This window comes from Amycolatopsis palatopharyngis, assembly GCF_003385185.1.
Taxonomy (GTDB): Bacteria; Actinomycetota; Actinomycetes; order Mycobacteriales; family Pseudonocardiaceae; genus Amycolatopsis; species Amycolatopsis palatopharyngis.
The window spans coordinates 22,140-39,890 of sequence record NZ_PQHZ01000015.1 but is presented as its reverse complement, the minus strand read 5'-3'; the positions used below and the strand labels follow the sequence as shown (position 1 = coordinate 39,890).

Here is a 17,751-nt window from a genome sequence, read left to right as displayed (position 1 = left end):
GGGAGAAACAACACGTGAAGGCAGATCCAGCCGTGCAGCGGCAGCTGCTCGACCTCGCCAAGGTCGACGCCGAGCTGTCCCGTATCGCGCATCGCCGTCGCACACTGCCCGAGCTGGCCGAGATCGCCGAGTCGGAGAAGACCCTGCGCGAGCGCAAGGACGCGCTCGTGTCCGTGCAGACGAAGGCCTCGGACATGGACCGGGACGTGGCGCGGCAGGAACGCGAGGTCGAGTCCGTGCGGGCGCGGGAGGACAAGGACCGCAAACTGCTCGCCTCCGGCTCGGTGTCACCGAAGCAGCTGACCGACCTTGAGCACGAGCTGTCGACGCTCGAGCGCAGGCAGGCCGCGCTCGAGGACGACCTGCTGGAGCTGATGGAACGCAGGGAGGCGCTCGAACTCGACGCCCAGCGCACCGGCGCGGAGGTGGACAAGGCCGAGCAGGAGCTCGCCGAGGCCGCCCGCAGGCGCGACGACGTCCTGGCCGACCTGGACACCACGGAGGACCGCCGCACGACGGACCGCAAAGCCCTCCTGCCCCGTTTCCCCGAGGACCTGCTGAGCCTCTACGAGCGGGTGCGGGCCCAGAAGGGCATCGGCGCGTCGCTGCTGCGTGCCCGCAAATGCGGTGCCTGCCAGCTCGAGCTGGACCGCAACACCGTCGCCGAGATCAAGGCGACCGCGGAGGACGAGGTCGTCCGCTGCGACAACTGCGGCGCGATTCTCGTGCGGACTCTGGAGTCAGGCCTATGAGTGTGAGTTGGGGACGGTCTGCGGAAGAGGTCCGCACCATTGGACGCTGCCGGACTCTGGAGTCGGGCCTATGAGTGTGAGTTGGGGACGGTCTGCGGAAGAGGTCCGCACCATTGGACGCTGCCGGACTCTGGAGTCGGGCCCATGACGGATCGGGTAGTCGTCGAGGCGGACGGGGGCTCTCGGGGTAACCCGGGGCCCGCAGGCTACGGCGCCGTGGTCAAGGACGCCGAGACCGGCGAGGTGCTCGCCGAGCGCAGCGAAGGGCTGGGCATCGCCACCAACAACGTGGCCGAGTACCAGGGGCTCATCGCCGGGCTTGAGGCGGCGGCCGAACTCGGCGCGTCCACAGTGGAGGCCATGCTGGACTCGAAGCTCGTCGTCGAGCAGCTGTCCGGGCGCTGGAAGATCAAGAACGCCACACTGCAACCGCTCGCGCAGCGTGCTCGCGAACTCGTGGCCGGTTTCGACCGGGTGCGGTTCGAGTGGATCCCGCGTGCGCGTAACGCCCATGCCGACCGCCTTGCCAACGAAGCGATGGACACTCAGGCCGGTATCGCACCGAAGCGCAGGTCCGAGCCGGACGAGGCGGATCCGGACTCCGACCGGGGTCCGGCCCGCTGGTCCGGCGCCACCGGCACGCCGACGCGGCTGCTGCTCCTGCGGCACGGCCAGACCGCGATGTCGCTGGATCGGCGTTACTCGGGCCGTGGTGACGTCCCACTGACCGATGCCGGGGCCCAGCAGGCGGCCGCGGCCGCGAAACGGCTCGCCTCGATGGACGGTCTGGTCATTGGTGGCGAGGCTGCGCCGATCGTCGCTTCGCCGCTGCTGCGAGCGAGGCAGACGGCGGAAGCGGTGGCCGACGCACTCGGCGGCCGGGTGAGCACGCACCCCGGCCTGCTGGAGACCGACTTCGGTGACTGGGAGGGGCTGACGTTCGGCGAGGCCGCTGAGCGGGACCCCGACCTGCACGGCAAGTGGCTGGGTGATCCCGCGCTGGCCGCACCGGGCGGCGAGAGTTTCGACGCCGTGCACCGCAGGGTGCGCCGTGCCCGCGACGAGTTGCTGTCGACGTACGGGGGCCGGACGATCGTCGTGGTCAGTCACGTCACGCCGATCAAGTCCCTGCTGCGGATGGGTTTGGACGCGGGTCCTTCGCTGCTGTTCCGGTTGCACCTGGACCTGGCCTCGCTGTCGATGGTCGAGTTCTACCCCGACGGCAACGCCTCGGTGCGCCTGGTGAACGACACCTCCCACCTGAGCTGACGGCGAGGTAGAAGTTCCCCAATGTGGCATTGGGGAACTTCAACGTCCCCAATGCCACATTGGGGGCATCCCGGCGCGCTCCGCGGCGAGGTGGCTACCCTTGTCGATGCGGACGAGTTGGCAGGGCGGTCGCGACGCCGCGCTCCGGCGCGGTTTCGAGGAAAGTCCGGACTCCGCAGGGCAGGGTGGTTGCCAACAGCAACCCGGGGTGACCCGCGGGACAGTGCCACAGAAAACAGACCGCCTGGCGCGCGAGCGGCAGGTAAGGGTGAAACGGTGGTGTAAGAGACCACCAGCGCCCCGGGTGACCGGGGCGGCTAGGTAAACCCCACCCGGAGCAAGGCCAAGAGGGAGCTCAGGCTCCTGCGCAGACGTTCGAGGACGGCCCGTCCGATGTCTGCGGGTAGGCCGCTAGAGCCTGTCGGCAACGGCAGGCCGAGATGGATGGCCGCCCATCGCGGCTCCGCTTCGGCGGGCCGCGGGGACAGGATCCGGCTTACATGCCAGCTCGTCCGCACTTCCTTTCGCACTTTCCCGGGAAAGTGCGAAAGGGCACGGGGCCCTCGGGTAGGTTGCCGAGCATGGATCAGGACGACGCCAGCAAGGTCGCTTTCCGGTGCAACCGAGTGCTGGAGCCCCTCCACTCGATGGTCTATTTCGCACCCGAGGCGGAGCAGTTCTACACCGAGGCCGGTCTGCGGCCGGGCCGGATGGGTTACTTCGCCAGCCGCTCGGCGCCGCTCGGGCCGGTCGGCCCGGGGACCGTCGCCGCGACGTTCTTCAACTTCAATCCGGAGCTGGTCGCCCGGCACATTCCCCGTGCCTGGACGCTGGCCACTCCGGAACGGGTACTCGAAGCCCGGCTCGCCGCGGCCGACGCCGCACTGCGCAGGCTGCTCGGCGCGGACGCTATCGACTCCGCCGAACTCGCCGAGACCGCGAACCTCGCCAGGCAGGCCGCCGAGGGCTGCCTGCCTGAGGGGCGCCCGCTGTATGCCGCGCTCGCCGACCTGGACTGGCCGGAGGAGCCCCACCTCATGCTCTGGCACGCGGCCTCACAGCTGCGTGAGTTCCGCGGCGACGGGCATATCGCCGCGCTCGTCGCAGCTGGTTTCAACGGCCTCACCGCCATCGTCACCCACACCGCCACCGGCAAGGGCTTCCTCGAACCCATCGCGAAAAAGCTACGGGGCTGGTCCGACGAGCAGTGGGCAGGTGCGATCGATCACCTACGGGAGGCCGGGTTGCTCGACGCGGACGGCGAGCTGACCGAGCAGGGGGCGGCGCTGCGCGCGGAGGTCGAGGCGGTGACCAATCGCGCGTCCGCCGTGCCGTGGTCACTGCTGGGCGCGGAGAGGTGCGAACGCCTGCACGAGCTCGCGCGCGGACTGAGCCGGGCGGTCGTGTCGGCCGGCGCGTTCCCGGACGGTGTTTTCGCCGGCCGCTGAGGGCTGAAACGTATGGGAATGCAAATTCCCCCACACCAGTTTTCGGTGACTCACCGTCACTGAAATGGCGCAATCACGGCATTCAGGTCGGTACCCCCTCCTCCTTCGGATGATCGATTTCCTGCCATGGCAGCACGCAGGCGGTCACAGACCGGAGGCCGATGCCGCCTCCTTTCGGGGCATGGTTCACTGGTTACATCGCCATTGACGCCGAATACCGGGTACCCAGAGTGAGTTTGATCCTCGCGACCGGGTGAGTCCATTGGCACACTACGAAATCCGGGTGGAGTGCCTCGATACTGAGTGGATTCACGGCGATGATGGAGAGCGACGAGTTGAGTGAGAATCGGCCGTAGTGTGCGCCGGGCCGGAACGCCACGGTCACCCAACAGCCCTTTGACCACTACCCCATGTAACGCCATGATGTTGTGTGAACACGGCAAGTGTCGGAACCACAGTGGGGCGCACGGTGGTGCGCTCCGCACAACCACGCTCCGCGCCCTTTGGAGTAAGCGATGACGATCATGACCCTTGCGGCACTGGCGCAGGACGGCGAGCTCGGAACGGGCGGCGTCCGCACCTGGCTGCTCGACAACGTGGTTCCGCTGGTGCTGCTCGCCGTGGCGCTGCTGCTGCTTTGGCTGGGCGGCGGCAAGGGCGACAACGCCGGAGTCATGCGCCGCCTGGCCGGTGTGGTGGTCGCACTGGCGATCATCGGCCTCGCGGTCAGCGGCGCGGGTGTCGACGTCGGCGAATGGATCGCCGGCTTGTTCACCGGCTGAGGTGCTTCGGCCTTGCGAATCAGAACCGATGACGACGTCTACCGGGTCGATGCCGTATGGCTCGGTCCGCCGAAAGCGACCTTCCCGTGGCGGGCCAGGTACGTGGCCTGGGGTGTCGGCGTCCCGGTGTTCCTGCTGGTGTTGACCGTCGAGCGGCAGATGGGTTTCAGCTTCGGCTTCTTCTCCACTGCCTGGGCCTTCGTCATCACCATCGTCATCACCAGGTTCATCACCGCCAAGATCAGCCACGAGCGCCCGCTCGGGTCGGTCATGACGATGTGGGCCAGGGAGCTGCGAACACCCCGGGAACGATCCGGCGGGACCGGTGGTGCGGTCAGCGCCAGCAAGGTGCGGGTGCGTACCGAGCGGCCGCGACCCAAATCGAGGACGAGAGGGCCGAGAACGAGAGGGGCCTCACCACACCCGGCAACCCAGCACAGCACAGCACGAGCGCGCCGCGGCCGGTCTCCGGCCCCGGTCGGGAGGTAGTCGTTGTTCGGTCGCGGCGAAAGCCGGCAGAAGCGGGAGCAGGACCTGCCCCTGGCCGCCAGTTCCTGGCAGCCTCAGCAGCCTCAGCAGCGCCCGGTGCCGGCACAGTCGAAGGCTGCGCAGAGGGCCGCGCAGTCCAGGTCAGCACAGGCGAAGAAGGCCAACTCGGGTAAGAAGGGCAGGCGCCTGCCCGGCGAGCAGTCGGTCCCGACCTACACCCCCTCGATCGCGGCGAGGAGCATCGACGGCCACTTGCTGCGCACCGGGCATGAGGTCTACGCCTGGTACCGGCTCGCGCCGCAGCGCTGGTCGTTCCGTTCGGACTCCCAGCGCCGTGACCTCATCGCGGCCATCGCGGGGCAGTACGCGGAGTTGCAGGGCCGCTGGCTGCACCTGCGCGTGACCAACCGGCCGTACCCGATCCGGATGTGGGCCGAGTCCCACGTCTACAACGCCGTCGGCCGCCCGCCGGACAGCCCCGGCGCCCTCTCCTTCGACGAGTACCTGATCGGCGAGCAGCAGCAGCTGATGGGCCGGTCGATGGCGGAGAAGGAGGTCTACATCGGCGTCCAGGTGCAGACGCGGGGCGTGATGGACCGCGCGGTCGAGCGCGCCGCACCGCTGCTGCGCAAGATCCTGCCCGAGGCCGTGGACGCCGAGCTGACCGCACTCGACTCCGAGGTCGAGCACCTCGACCAGGTGATCGGCTCAGCCGGTCTGGAGGGCAGGCCCGCGCACGCCGAGGAGATGTCCTGGCTGATGCACCGGTCCTGCTCGCTGGGCCTGCCCGCCCCGCGCAATCTGCCCGCCGTGCCCGGCGCCGCTTGGGAACCGGAGGACCTGGCCAGTTTCACCGACGCCGCCGACTTCCACTCCGAGCCGTACGCGCCGACGGTGACCGTGCGCGGGCGAACGGGATCCAACGCGGGTGTGTCCCGGCACGTCGCGGTGCTCACCGTCGGCCAGATGCACGGTCTGCAGATCCCGGAGGTCGACGACCCCTGGGTGCAGCACGCCGACCGGCTCGCCGGTGCGGTCGAGTGGTCCGCGCGGATCTACGTGCGCAGGCCCGAGGAGGTAGCGGGCGAGCTGCAGCGCCAGATGAACAAGGTGCGCTCGCAGGTCAAGCACTACACCGACGAGCACGAGCTGGAACCACCGCAGTCGCTGGCCAGGCAGGCATCCCGCGTGCTGGAGATCGACGACGAGATGACGTCGGGCTTCACCGCGCTGGCCACCAGGGTGCGGTCCTGGTGGCGGCTGGCGGTGTCCGGCCCCACCGAGCGGGACGCACTGCGCCTCGCCCAGCAGCTGCTCGACCTGTACAAGCCGAAGATCGCGATCGAGCACCCCGAGGCGCAGTACGCGATGGCCAGGGAGTTCATCCCCGGCGAACCGCTGGCCTCGGCCGCCTACATGCGCCGCGGTTCCGTCGTCTGGGCCGCGTCGTCCGTGCCGACGGCCACGGCGGAGGTCGGTGACCGCCGGGGCATCCTGCTCGGCGAGACCTGCACCGCGACCCGCAGGCCGGTGGCCTGGGACCCGTGGATGGCGCAGGAGATCCGGGACGGCTCCGGTCTGACGGCCATGGTGGCCGGCCTCGGTGGCGGCAAGTCCTTCCTCGGCGGTGGCATCGTCTACAAGACGCTGCGGTCCGGGGCCCACTGGACGATCCTGGACCCTTCGGGGCCGCTGTCCCGGCTGTGCGATCTGCCGGAGATCCGGCCTTATGCCCGGCCGATCAACCTGCTCAACGCCCAGCCCGGCATCCTCAACCCGTATCGGGTGGTGGCCGAGCCGCGGCTGGACCACTTCCTCGACGAGGAGGACCCGGAGCGGGCCTGGCGGCGTGAGCGGGCATTGGCCGGGGCCACCCGGCGCCGGCTCGTGCTCGACGTGCTCGCCGGTGTGCTGCCCTATGAGGTGTCTCGTATGGCGCAGACCCGGATCGTGCTGCTGCGCGCGGTCCGTGCGGTCGGCGGCCGTTTCGATGCCGATCCAGGGCAGGTCATCGACGCCCTGCGCAGGGATTCCAGCGAACATCACGAGCACGCCGTGGTCGTGGCCGACTTCCTCGACGAGATGCGCGAACGCATGTCGTTGCTCATCCCGGAGTCCGGCGCCGACCCGTACTCCGAGACCCGCGACGACCGGCTGACCGTGCTGACCATGGCCGGGCTCACCCTGCCGAAGGACAATGTGGGCAGGGAGCACTGGACCGACGCGGAGGCGCTGGGCGTCGAGATGCTCAACCTGGCGGCCTGGCTCACCCAGCGCTCGGTGTACGAGAAGCCCAAGGACCTGCGCAAGGGCGTCTGGATCGACGAGGCGTTCTTCCTGTCGGAGGTGCCGACCGGCCGGGTGCTGATGAACCGGTTCGCCCGTGACTCCCGTAAGTGGAACGTCCGGGTGCTGCTGTCCTCGCAGATTCCGGCCGACTTCCTGAAGATCCAGGGCTTCGTGGCGCTGCTCGACTCGGTGTTCGTCGGCAGGCTCGACGACGACGAGGCGCAGGCGGACGCGCTGCGCCTGCTCAAGGTGCCCGTCGGGGTCGGTTACGAGCAGGTGGTCGCGGCGCTGGGCAGGCGACCTGGTGCCCAGCGCGGTGGTCTCGAGCGGGACCGCGAGCCGCGGCAGTTCATCTTCGGTGACGGTGCCGGTGGCGTGGAGCGCATCCGGGTGGACTTCTCCGGCCCGCACCTGGAGCACCTACGGGCCGCGATGGACACCACGCCGGGGTCGAAGGACGCACGTACGGCCGATGGCGGGCGCGTCCCCGGATCGGACGCCGCCGAGGAAGGGCAGCGGCCGCACGTTGCCACGCCGCCGGAGGAGGACTTCGCCGGTGGCATGGAAAACGAACTCGAGGAGGACCTCGAGCGGGCAGCCGAACTGGAGGTCGGCCTCACCGAGGACCAGGTTCTCAACACGCCGGGCGCGCAGCAGGAGGATCGGCCATCGGAGCGTCCGGAGCAGCACTCACCGAACGGGCGCGAGCAGCAACACGCGGGAGCGGGAAAAAACGGTACGGGCCGGGACGCGGCATGAGCAAACCTGCAAGGGGTGGCGCGGGAGAGCTCTGCGGTGAGGGGCGAATGCCCTGCACGCGGAGCGGAGCGAGGCCGGGTGACACAGCATGAGCAAACCTGCAAGGGGTGGCGCGGGAGAGGTCTGCGGTGAGGGACGCGGTGATATGCCGTGATCACGATACTGACGGTGCTGTCGCTGTTGCTCGCCGCACGAGCCTGGCAGCTGGTTCGGCGACGCCGGCGTCTTGGTGAGCCGATTCTGGGCGGGCTGGGCAGGGGCAGTGCGGCCACGCAGCGGCGATCCGCGCTGCTGCTGGTGGTGGCGATCCTCGGGCTGCAGGCGTTGTTCCTCGGGCCACCGGCCGCTGCCGCGGCCTGTGGCGAGGCACCCAATCCCGAGCGGCCGGGGTCGGGGATGGTCGGCGCGCTGGACCCGGCCCACAGTCAGGGCGAGGCGGGCAGTGCCTACTTCGACTACAGCTACGCCGGTGCCGTATGGCACGTGTTCGAGACCGACTGCGGGCCGTTGTCGGGCATTACCGATCCGAACTCGACGATCGACACCTGGGCGGGCAACCAGCTGTTCAACCTCGGCAAGAACATCGTCGGGGCGACCAACTCGCTGCACTACACGGTGATGGAGGGCGGGTTGCTCACCCCGCTCTACGACGCCGTGCGCTCCGGTGCGGAAAAGGTCTACAACAACATCTACGGCCAGCTGTTCGGGCTGGCCGCGCTGCTGCTGGCGATCCTGATGTTCCGCAACATCTGGCGCGGAGACCTGTCCGCGGTCAGTAAACGGGCGCTGTACGCGCTGGCCGGGGTGTGGCTGGCCGCTTCGTCGTTCGCGATGCTGCGGTTCTACGACGAGATCGACTCCGCGATCGTGCAGACCACGACCAATATCCAGGCCGGGTTCGTGGACGAGTCGGACAACCGGGTGATCCGGCACGTACTTCCGACCAACCTGCACAACGAGGTCGTCTACAAGAACTGGTTGCGCGGCGAGTTCGGCTCCCCTGACGCGCCACAGGCCGAGCAGTTCGGCAGGCCCCTGCTGGACGCGCAAGCCTTCACCTGGGCCGAGGTGCGCGACGGCGCGGATGCGGACCAGGCGGTCGTCGACGGTAAGAAGGCCGAGTTCAAGGAGATCTCCACGCAGCTCGGCCCGGCCACCGGCTACTTCACCGGAGAGGACGGCAGCCGCACCGGTTCCGGGCTGCTGGCCTTCCTGCAGAGCCTGGTGTACTCGCTGTTCCAGCTCTTCGCCAAGGCCGCGGTGTTGCTGGCGCAGGTGCTGGTACGCCTGTTCACCCTCACGGCGCCGCTGATCGGGCTGGTCGCCCTGCTGCACCACGACATCCTGCGCAGGGTGGCAAAGGTGGCCGGCGCGGTCGCCTTCAACCTGGTGGTGCTCTCGGTGCTCGCCGGCGTGCACGCGCTGCTGCTGCAGGCGATCTTCGACGCGGGCAGTGCGCTGTCGATGCTCACCCAGATGGTGATGGCCGGACTGGTGACGATCCTGCTGTTCCTCGTCGGCAGGCCCGGCAGGCGGCTCTGGCAGATGGTGGAGATGTCCGTCGGCATGGTCGGTTCGGCCGTGCCGTCGCCGAGGAGCGGGCTGCTCTCCCGCTTCCGTAAACAGCAGGAGGGGCCCACCCCGCAGGACGAGTTCTGGCAGAACGTCCGCGACACCGATGACGTGGCAGGCAACGCCGAGAAGCGCGGTCCGCTCGGGGCGACGGTCGGCGGCAGGCGGGCCCGCCCGGAGGCGAGCACGGTGTTCGCGAGTTCGCAGCGGATGGACGGCGCGGCCGGGACGCAGCGGCCCGCGGCTGCCTGGTCGGGTGCGTGGCCGGGTGGCGCGGTGGCCGGCTCGGGCGGACGCCCCGGGCTGCCCGCGGCCGGCGGGCCCGCCGGACACCCGACCTTCCAGCCGGTGTCCCGTGCGCCGGGGGACTACGTGCCCGCCGGCTCGGTGGGCCAAGGTGCGGGTTTCACGGCGGCTTCGAGCAGGCGGGTGGACACCGCGCCGGTGTCCGATCGCCGCTGGGACCGTGGCGATGACCCCGATCCCGTCGTGGTGCCCTCCCGGATGTCCTCGGTGGGAGCCGAGACCGGCGGATACCAGCGCTCGGCGGCACAACCCGCGTACACCCCGGATGTCCCGCCACCGAGGACCGGGCCACGGCGGGTGGACCCCGAGGTGGTCGCGGGCAAGCCGGTGTTCGTGCTGTACCGGCCGTCCCGGGGTCTGGAGGTCCGGGAGGACTTCAGGGATACCGACCGCGTGGTGCGGGGGTAGCCGATGCCGATCCGGACCAACCGCGGCAGGGCCGCGGTCTATCGCAAGCTGTGGGGCTGGCCGTTGCGCTCGCCCGCCCACCTCGTTGGCACCCTCGTCGTACTGGTCGCCGTCGTGGTGACGCTCGGCATCGTGGTGCCCCAGCTACCCGGAGGTGCGGGTGGCTCCGGTCCGAACGCCGCGACCGGCGAGACCTCACGGGACGCGGGCGATCGGACCACCGGTTCGGGCTCGGACGAATCGGATTCGGACAGCACGGGGCCGCTGCCGACGCGGCTGACCGAGCCGAGGCAGACTCCGACCCCGGACGACCCTGACCCGGCGGCGTTGCGCGTCGCGGAAGAGTGGGCCACGGCGTGGGTTAACCACCCCGAAGGTATGACCATCGAGCAGTGGTTGGACGGCCTGCGGCCTTACACCACCGAGGAGTACCTCCCGGTGATGTCTTCGGTGGACCTCGCCAACATTCCGGCCACGAAGGTGGCCGGCGAGGCAACGGCTGCCACCGCGTTCACCAGTTCGGTCGAGGCTGAGGTGCCGACCGACGGGCCCACACTCAGCCTGACCGTCGTGCGGACCAACGCCGGGTGGCGGGTCGCGCACTACGACGAGGCGGGTTAGGTCGTGACCGGCAGGTGTTTGCGGGCTCTCCACCAGGGGGTGGGGTAGGCGATGCGCATCGGGATTCTGGTCGGGGTGATCGTCGCCGCGATGTTCGCGACGCTGCTGGCCACGGGCACGGTGGCCAAGGTGGTGGGCGACCAGGCCCAGCTGGAGGCTCAGCTGGACGCGCAGGGGGTGACCAACCTCAGTTGTGAGGCCGCGGTCGGTCCTTCGCAGCCGGGGCAGGGCAATGGTGAGGTGGACGCGGCCAATCTCGAACAGGAGCAACTCGCGATCGTCGCGCTGATCATCTCCATCGGCAAGCAGCGGAACATGTCGCCGAGGGCATGGCAGGTCGCCATCCAGGCGGGTATGACCGAGTCCGGTCTGCGCAACCTGAACTACGGTGACCGGGATTCCCTCGGCATCTTCCAGATGCGACCTTCCATGGGCTGGGGCACACCCGCACAGGTGACGAACCCGCCGTACCAGGTCAACAAGTTCTACGACGTGCTCGAGGCCATTCCGGACTGGGAGAGCCTGCGTCCCGGGGCGGCCGCGCAGGCGGTGGAACGGTCCGCCTTCCCCGACCGCTATCACAAGTGGGAGGCCATGGCCGTCCACCTGGTGGAGAACCTGGGGCAGGTCACCGACGCCGCGGGATGCGGCGAGAGCGCGGGCGCGGTGCTTCCGCCGAACGAGGCGGCGGCCGCGGCGATCCAGTTCGCCCTGCGGGAGCAGGGCAAGCCGTATGTGTGGGGTGCCACCGGCCCCAACTCCTACGACTGCTCCGGACTCATGCTGCGCGCCTACGAGGCAGCGGGCATCATGCTGCCTCGGGTGTCCCAGGACCAGTACAACGCGGGGGCGATGTTGCCGGTCGAGGAGGCGCAGCCGGGAGACCTGCTGTTCTGGGCCTACGACGAGTCGAACCCGAAGACTATTCACCATGTTGCGATGTATCTGGGCGACGGGAAGATAGTGGAAGCGCAGCAATCTGGTGTGCCGGTGCACACCAGGTCGGTCTCCTGGGATGAGGCCGAGCTCGTCGCGCAGGCCATCAGGCCCGGCGTCTGAGAGCGTGTTCGCAGAACCGGGCCGGAAGCGGCGGTGTTCTGGGACAAGCACTGGAAGGGACTATGGCGAAGAAGTTCGGTAAGCGGGGCAAGCCACGGGGCCAGCAGCTCCCGGAGGACCCGCGGAACATGTTCGGTCCCCCTCAGCTGCCCCGGCCCTCGGGGCCGCCCGCGTCCAGCACACCTCTCGCGGACTACCTCGCCCACGGCTGGCCCGGGGTGGACGCCGGTTACGTCGTGCTCCCGCGCTCGCTGGCCGAGGGCATGTCGTTGCCGTGGCAGCAGCAGCTCGTGCACCTGCTGGCGCAGTTCCACGAGCAACACGGCAGGCTGAGCTGGCCCGTCTACCGAGTCGTGCCCTCACGCTATGAGCGACTCATCGACCTCGACGAGGAACAGCTCGCTGAGGCCGGCTACCTGGTGGAGATCGACGTCGGCGGCGAGATGGTGTACCGCGAACGCAGCGGGCGCAAGGTCGAGGACCCGGACAACACCACGGTGCTGGTGTCCTGCCTGGACCCCATCGTGCCGCCCGTCGCCCGCAGGCAGCCCAGTCAGGGCGCTCCGGCAGGGCCACCGGACCCGGGACCGCCGTCGGGCCCCCTTCCGGCGCAGCCGCAACCACAGCAGTCGTGGCAGTCGCCGCCACCGCCACAGCAGCCACCACCACAGCAGCCGCCACCGCAACCCCGTACGCCCGCGCCGATGAACATCGGCCCGCAGCCGGTCTGGCACACCACCGAGAGCAAGCAGGCTGCCCAACCGCCACAGCCACCCGCGGCGCCTGAAACACCGCAACCATCGCGGCAGCGCCCGCCGCAGCCGCAGCAACCAGGAGAGTCGCGGCAAACACGCGAGCCACAGCAACGGCCGCAGGCGTCGCCCCCTGCCTCGCCACCCGCTCCGCCGTTCCAGCCCGAACGGCAGGAGCCGGAGACTCCGCCGCGCGGCGTGGCGCGGCCCTCCACGGACGCGGCGGGCGCCAGGGGCTGGTTCGACGAGCTGTCCGAATCCGCGGGTACCGCCGAGGCGCCGGAGACAGAAGGCGGCCAGTTCGGTCCTACCGGGGACCCCACCGAGATTCCCTACCGCTACCGCCACTGAAAGAGCCACCACTGGTGTGGCGCAGGCTGGCCCCGGCGGCGCATCGGTGCGAGGCTCGTGGCATGGCACGAGGAAGCGATCCGAATCCGGACACCGGGTGGTACTACAACACGCGAACCGGCGAGGTGGAGCATCTCGAACGGTCCCGCGCGATCGATCTGCTCGGCCCGTATCCCGACGAGGCGAGCGCGCGTCGCGCGCTGGAGATCGCCAGGGAGCGGACCAGGAAGGCCGACGCCGAGGATGCCGAGTGGGGCTGAGCCCCGGTTACCGCTGACGCCTGCCTGTTCTGGTCAGCCCTCGCGGGCACCGGCCAGCAGCCGCGGACCGGGGACGAAACCGGGGTCGACCTGCGCCGCGAGGTCCGCACCCGCACGGTCGTTGCCCCAGGCCCGCGCGTTGCGCAGGTGGAACTCCACCGCCTGGTCCTGGTAACGCTGCCAATCCCTGGTGCTCTCGTCGACCAGGGAGAGCATCGCCGCCAGCACGTCCAGGTTGTGTGGCTCGAGTTCACTGATCGGTCGCGGCCTGCCTCGTTCGGCTGCCCGCACGTGCCCCGAACTGGTGATCCAGCCCAGCAGGTTCGCCCCCACGTGTTCGCGCAGGAAGTCGATGTCGTCATCCTCGGTGACCTTGTTGCCGATCACCGCGAGCCGGACGCCGAAATCCCGGGCGTACTCGGCGTACTGCCGGTACACGCCGAGACTGCGCACGGTTGGTTCGCAGACCAGGAAGGTGATGTCGAACCGGGTGAACAGGCCCGAGGCGAAGGCGTCCGCGCCCGCGGTCATATCCATGATCACGTACTCGCCCGCGTCGTCGAGCAGGTGGTTCAGCAGCAGTTCCGCGGCCCCCACCTTGGAGTGGTAACACGCGACACCGAGCTCGTCGTCGGCGAACTTGCCGGTGACCGCGAGGCGGGCACCGCCGACCTCCCGGAAGCACGCATCGGAGATGGGGCTGTCCTCCATCGGCCCCAGCAGCCGCGATCCGCGCCCCGGCGGGGTGGTCTTGATCATCGCCTCGGCGCTCGGGATCAACGGGTTGTCACCTCGCAGGTGTTCCTTGATCAGCGGCAGATGGTCGCCGAGGGTCGGCAGGGCTGCCGCCTCCTCCTCGGAGGCGCCCAGTGCGACGGCGAGGTGCTGGTTGATGTCGGCGTCGATGGCCAGAACGGGGTGTTGCGACGCGGATAGGTAGGCCGTGAAGAGCGAGGCCAGGGTGGTTTTCCCGCTGCCGCCCTTCCCGACGAAGGCAGTCTTCACGCGAGGACTCCAATATTCAGCCGAAAGTGGAAGTGGTTTTCATTGCCGATGGGGGCAAGGTACACCGTTCGGCCCACTCTCGATCGGGCGATACTGGGCCTGGCCGTGACTGCCGGCCGCAGGTGAGGTCCGGGCAAGGACCGCACGTCGGCGGTGAAAAACCCGGCTTAGGAGATGGACACCGGGTTAGGGTTGGTGTGTGGCTTCTCTCGTGATCCGTGCCCACGATGCCGGCGGTGACTTCGCGGCCCTGCGCACGGAGTTCGACCTGCCCGAATCCTTCCCCGCCGAGGTGCTGGCCGAGGCCGAGCAGGTCGCGGGCGACCCGGTGGACGTCGACGGTGACCGCGAGGACGCCACCGATCTGCCGTTGGTGACCATCGATCCACCCGGATCCAAGGATCTCGATCAGGCACTCCTGATCGAGCGATTGCGATCAGGCGGGTTCCGGGTCCACTACGCGATCGCCGACCTCGCGGCCTTCCTGCCGCCGGGAGGCGCCATCGACCAGGAGGCCCGCAGGCGCGGGCAGACCCTGTATCTGCCGGACGGCAGCGTGCCCATGCACCCGCCCGAGATCTCCGAAGGAGCCGCGAGTCTGCTGCCCGGCCAGGTCCGGCCCGCGGTGCTGTGGTCGATCGACACCGACAGTGGCGGTGAGCCGGTTGACGCCCGAGTACGCCGCGCGCTGGTCCGCTCGACGGAGCAGTTCGACTACGAGACCGTGCAGGCCGCACTGGCCGAGGGCAGGCCGCATCCCGCGGTGGCGGCGCTGCCCGAACTCGGCAGGCTCAGGCGCGAACTCGCGGTGCGCAGGGGCGCGGTGGAACTGCAGCTGCCGGAGCAGGAGATCGGCTCCGACACCGACGGCGGGTGGGTCCTCACACAACGGCCCCGGCACGATGTCGAGGCGTGGAACGCGGAGATCTCGCTGCTCACCGGCATGACGGCGGCCTCGATCATGATCGAGGCCGGGGTCGGCGTCCTGCGCACGCTGCCCGATCCGGAACCCGAAGCCGTCGACTGGCTGCGCCGCTCCGCCGCCGCGCTCGGTATCGACTGGCCCGGCGAGCTCAGCGTGTCCGAACTGCTGGCCGGACTCGACGCGGGCAGGCCGGAGTCGCTCGCCCTCTACGCCGACACCACGCGGTTGCTACGCGGTGCTGGCTATACGGCCTTCGACGCCACTGCGCCCGAATTGGCCACCCACGCGGGGATCGGCGGCCCCTACGCACATGTGACGGCGCCGATCCGCAGACTGGTGGATCGCTTCGCCACCGAGGTCTGCCTTGCCGTGACCGCGGGCCGGGAGGTGCCGGAGTGGGTGCGCGCCGCGTTGCCCGACCTGCCAGGCCTGATGAGTACGTCGGACGCACTGGCGGCGCGGGTCGAGAAGGCCTGTCTCGAACAGGTCGAGGCGTGGATCCTCGCCGAGCATGTCGGTGGCACCTTCAGTGCGGTGGTGTTGCGGGCGGAGGCGAACCGGGCGGAGATCCTGATCGAGGACCCGCCGGTCATCGGCAAGTGCACGGGGGTGGATCTGCCGGAGGGGGAGCGGATCACCGTCCGGCTGACGGCGGTGGATCCGGAGCAGCGCAAGATCGCCTTCGAGCGGGCGTGACCGCGATGCCGAAGCAAGCACAGCCCAGCCTGCCCGAGTCGGCGAAACGATGGAGTTCGCAGGAACGGGAGATCGCCGAGTCGGTCCTCGCGGGCCGCTCCGCGCTTGTGAACGTGCGCAAGTCGGGGCCGCATCGCGATCTGGTGCCCTGGTTGGCGGATTCCGGGCTCATCGTCTACATCGGTCACTCCGGAAACCGGCACTCTTGGCCGGAGTCCGACTTCGCCAATCCGTTCGTCCGGGAGGGAAAGACCGACAGGGCGGCCATGGTGCGGCACTATCGCGAGTACCTCGAGGGCAGGCCGGACCTGATCGAGCGGATGCGCTCCGGCGAGCTGAGTGCGAGGGCGCTCGGATGCTGGTGCGCGCCTGCGCCGTGCCATGGCGACGTCCTGCTCGAGCACATCGACGACACGACACAGAACCGGGCGGAGAACCGATGAGGCAGGTGCTGTTCGACGATCTCGGCGAGGAGGTCGCGATTGAGGGAGACGCCCGTCGGGTCGTCTCGCTGGTTCCTTCGCTGACCGAGGCCGTCGAGGTGAGCGCACCCGGTCTGTTGGCCGGAGTCACGGACTACTGCACGCACCCCGCTGGGCTGGACGTGACGCGGGTGGGCGGGTCGAAGTACCCGAAAGTGGACGAAGTCATCGGGTTGCGTCCGGACCTGGTGCTCGCGAACTCGGAGGAGAACCGGCCGGAGGACGTGCAGCGTTTACGCGCCAACGGGTTCCCGGTCTGGGTGATGGAGGCCGCGCCCACGGTGCCCGCGGCACTTGGCTCGTTGCGCAGGATGCTCACCCAGGCGCTCGGCGTGTCCGAACCGGACTGGTTGGTGACCGCGGAGGAGCAGTGGCGCGAGGTCGTTCCCGAGCGGGCCAGGGCGGTGGTGCCGGTCTGGCGCAAACCGTGGATCGTGCTGGGCAGGGAAACCTTCGCCGGCGACGTGCTGCACCGGCTTGGGGTGTCCACTCTGTACTCCGACCACGAGGACCGCTACCCGAGGCCGAAGCTGGACGAGCTGGCCGCTCGTTTCGACAGCGGCGAGGCGGACCTGCTCGTGCTACCGGACGAGCCGTATGAGTTCACCGCTGATGACGGTCCGCAGTTCTTTCCAGGAGCTAGGTACGCACTGGTGTCCGGGCGGTACCTGACCTGGTACGGGCCCTCCCTTGTGGACGCGCACCGCGAGCTGGGTGCCGCGATCGACGCCGCCCTGCGGGATTGACGGCCGGTTCAGCGCTGATTGCGAGGGGTGTCCACCACGAGTAACGCGATCGGGGAGTCGCCGCACCGCCGCAGAGTCGTGCCGTCCTGGTCGAGTACTTCGGCACCCGAACTCCACCAGGCGGGGATGTCGATCTCCCGCACGAGTGAACCGGTACTCCGGCGCACGGTGTTGGACACGATCACCCTGCCCTGGGCGTTGACGAGCGTCGCCCGTCCCGGCAGGTTCCGCAGCCGGGGAAGGAGCCGGTGTTCCCATTCGCGGACGTACACGTCCGCCCCCACGACCCCGGCGAGGCCGGCCGAAGCCGGTACGGGGACGGTGAAGGTCATCGTGTACTCGTCCGTGCACAGGTAGTCCACATAGGGCCCGGTGATGTGCCTGCGCCCGGTGTCCCGCGGAACGGTGAACCAGGACTGGCGGGTGTAGTCGAGGAAGTGCTCGCTGGCCGGATCGAGGCTGATGAACAACTGGACCGGCGTGCCGTCCTCGCCGCGAGTCCACCACTCGAAGCCGAACTCCTGGTCGGTGAGCACGTTCGGGGCCGCGACGAAACCGGCGCCGACCACGAGGCGGTCACGGTCGGCGAGAGTCTGGACGACCTGGTCGCGCAGGACCGCCAGTTCCCCGCCCGTGACACCGGCCGTCTCTCCTGCGGCACCGAACAGAGCCAGTGTCCGCTCGCGCAGAGGCGCGAGACGGTCGAACACTCCCTCGGTGAGTGCGGAAACCTGCTCGACGACCTCGTCACCGACCAGAGTGCGCGTGTTCTTCACGTGG

At 69.4% G+C, this 17,751-nt stretch carries 16 protein-coding genes and 1 other RNA gene; 15 read left to right on the top strand and 2 right to left on the bottom strand.

The features are described 5' to 3' along the window. The first annotated feature begins 14 nt into the window (after nucleotides 1-14). The 12 genes from D0C15_RS14015 to D0C15_RS13955 all read left to right on the top strand — a co-directional run bounded on the left by D0C15_RS14015 (nucleotide 15) and on the right by D0C15_RS13955 (nucleotide 13,117). Nucleotides 15-752 carry a zinc ribbon domain-containing protein gene (locus tag D0C15_RS14015; RefSeq protein WP_116045312.1) on the top strand — a complete coding sequence of 246 codons (738 nt, stop codon included), beginning with the start codon at nucleotides 15-17 and terminating at the stop codon, nucleotides 750-752. 144 nt (nucleotides 753-896) lie between these two features. Further along, nucleotides 897-2,021, top strand: a complete 1,125-nt coding sequence (locus D0C15_RS14010; protein ID WP_116045112.1) for a bifunctional RNase H/acid phosphatase — start codon at nucleotides 897-899, stop codon at nucleotides 2,019-2,021. Between the two features lie 113 nt (nucleotides 2,022-2,134). Continuing rightward, an RNA gene (gene rnpB, locus D0C15_RS14005) (RNase P RNA component class A) lies at nucleotides 2,135-2,536 on the top strand. A 66-nt stretch (nucleotides 2,537-2,602) separates the two neighbouring features. Then, nucleotides 2,603-3,469, top strand: a complete 867-nt coding sequence (locus D0C15_RS14000; RefSeq protein WP_116045110.1) for an SCO6745 family protein — start codon at nucleotides 2,603-2,605, stop codon at nucleotides 3,467-3,469. A 515-nt stretch (nucleotides 3,470-3,984) separates the two neighbouring features. Beyond that, nucleotides 3,985-4,251: a hypothetical protein gene (locus D0C15_RS13990; protein ID WP_091675374.1), complete on the top strand. Its 267-nt coding sequence runs from the start codon at nucleotides 3,985-3,987 to the stop codon at nucleotides 4,249-4,251. 12 nt (nucleotides 4,252-4,263) lie between these two features. Beyond that, nucleotides 4,264-4,740: a hypothetical protein gene (locus D0C15_RS13985; RefSeq protein WP_116045106.1), complete on the top strand. Its 477-nt coding sequence runs from the start codon at nucleotides 4,264-4,266 to the stop codon at nucleotides 4,738-4,740. 3 nt (nucleotides 4,741-4,743) lie between these two features. Beyond that, nucleotides 4,744-7,788 carry an ATP-binding protein gene (locus D0C15_RS13980; RefSeq protein ID WP_116045104.1) on the top strand — a complete coding sequence of 1,015 codons (3,045 nt, stop codon included), beginning with the start codon at nucleotides 4,744-4,746 and terminating at the stop codon, nucleotides 7,786-7,788. Nucleotides 7,789-7,938: 150 nt separating this feature from the next. Then, complete coding sequence (locus D0C15_RS13975) at nucleotides 7,939-10,074, top strand: magnesium transporter (RefSeq protein ID WP_116045102.1); 2,136 nt, start codon at nucleotides 7,939-7,941, stop codon at nucleotides 10,072-10,074. A 3-nt stretch (nucleotides 10,075-10,077) separates the two neighbouring features. Continuing rightward, nucleotides 10,078-10,695, top strand: coding sequence for a hypothetical protein (locus D0C15_RS13970; protein ID WP_116045100.1), 618 nt, complete (start codon nucleotides 10,078-10,080; stop codon nucleotides 10,693-10,695). Nucleotides 10,696-10,746: 51 nt separating this feature from the next. After that, nucleotides 10,747-11,754 carry a C40 family peptidase gene (locus D0C15_RS13965; RefSeq protein ID WP_116045098.1) on the top strand — a complete coding sequence of 336 codons (1,008 nt, stop codon included), beginning with the start codon at nucleotides 10,747-10,749 and terminating at the stop codon, nucleotides 11,752-11,754. Nucleotides 11,755-11,816: 62 nt separating this feature from the next. Further along, nucleotides 11,817-12,857 carry a hypothetical protein gene (locus D0C15_RS13960; RefSeq protein ID WP_116045095.1) on the top strand — a complete coding sequence of 347 codons (1,041 nt, stop codon included), beginning with the start codon at nucleotides 11,817-11,819 and terminating at the stop codon, nucleotides 12,855-12,857. Nucleotides 12,858-12,919: 62 nt separating this feature from the next. Continuing rightward, nucleotides 12,920-13,117, top strand: a complete 198-nt coding sequence (locus tag D0C15_RS13955) for a hypothetical protein (protein WP_116045093.1) — start codon at nucleotides 12,920-12,922, stop codon at nucleotides 13,115-13,117. Between the two features lie 33 nt (nucleotides 13,118-13,150). Here the strand turns inward: D0C15_RS13955 and D0C15_RS13950 are convergent, their stop codons facing one another. Further along, on the bottom strand, nucleotides 13,151-14,122 hold the full coding sequence (locus D0C15_RS13950) for an ATP-binding protein (RefSeq protein WP_116045090.1): 972 nt from the start codon (nucleotides 14,120-14,122) through the stop codon (nucleotides 13,151-13,153). Between the two features lie 211 nt (nucleotides 14,123-14,333). On the opposite strand from D0C15_RS13950, the gene D0C15_RS13945 reads away from it, so the two are divergent. Genes D0C15_RS13945 through D0C15_RS13935 form a run of 3 tightly spaced genes read left to right on the top strand, consistent with a single transcriptional unit; the run spans nucleotide 14,334 to nucleotide 16,971 of the window. Next, nucleotides 14,334-15,743 (top strand): RNB domain-containing ribonuclease, encoded by a 1,410-nt coding sequence (locus tag D0C15_RS13945; protein WP_116045310.1) that lies wholly within the window; start codon nucleotides 14,334-14,336, stop codon nucleotides 15,741-15,743. 5 nt (nucleotides 15,744-15,748) lie between these two features. After that, nucleotides 15,749-16,186, top strand: a complete 438-nt coding sequence (locus D0C15_RS13940) for a DUF4326 domain-containing protein (protein ID WP_116045308.1) — start codon at nucleotides 15,749-15,751, stop codon at nucleotides 16,184-16,186. Next, entirely contained in the window at nucleotides 16,183-16,971 is a 789-nt protein-coding gene (locus tag D0C15_RS13935) for a helical backbone metal receptor (RefSeq protein WP_116045087.1), read from the top strand. The genes D0C15_RS13940 and D0C15_RS13935 overlap by 4 nt, the downstream gene beginning before the upstream one ends. 8 nt (nucleotides 16,972-16,979) lie before the next feature. Here the strand turns inward: D0C15_RS13935 and D0C15_RS13930 are convergent, their stop codons facing one another. After that, nucleotides 16,980-17,747, bottom strand: coding sequence for a cache domain-containing protein (locus tag D0C15_RS13930; RefSeq protein ID WP_116045084.1), 768 nt, complete (start codon nucleotides 17,745-17,747; stop codon nucleotides 16,980-16,982). Nucleotides 17,748-17,751: the final 4 nt, after the last annotated feature.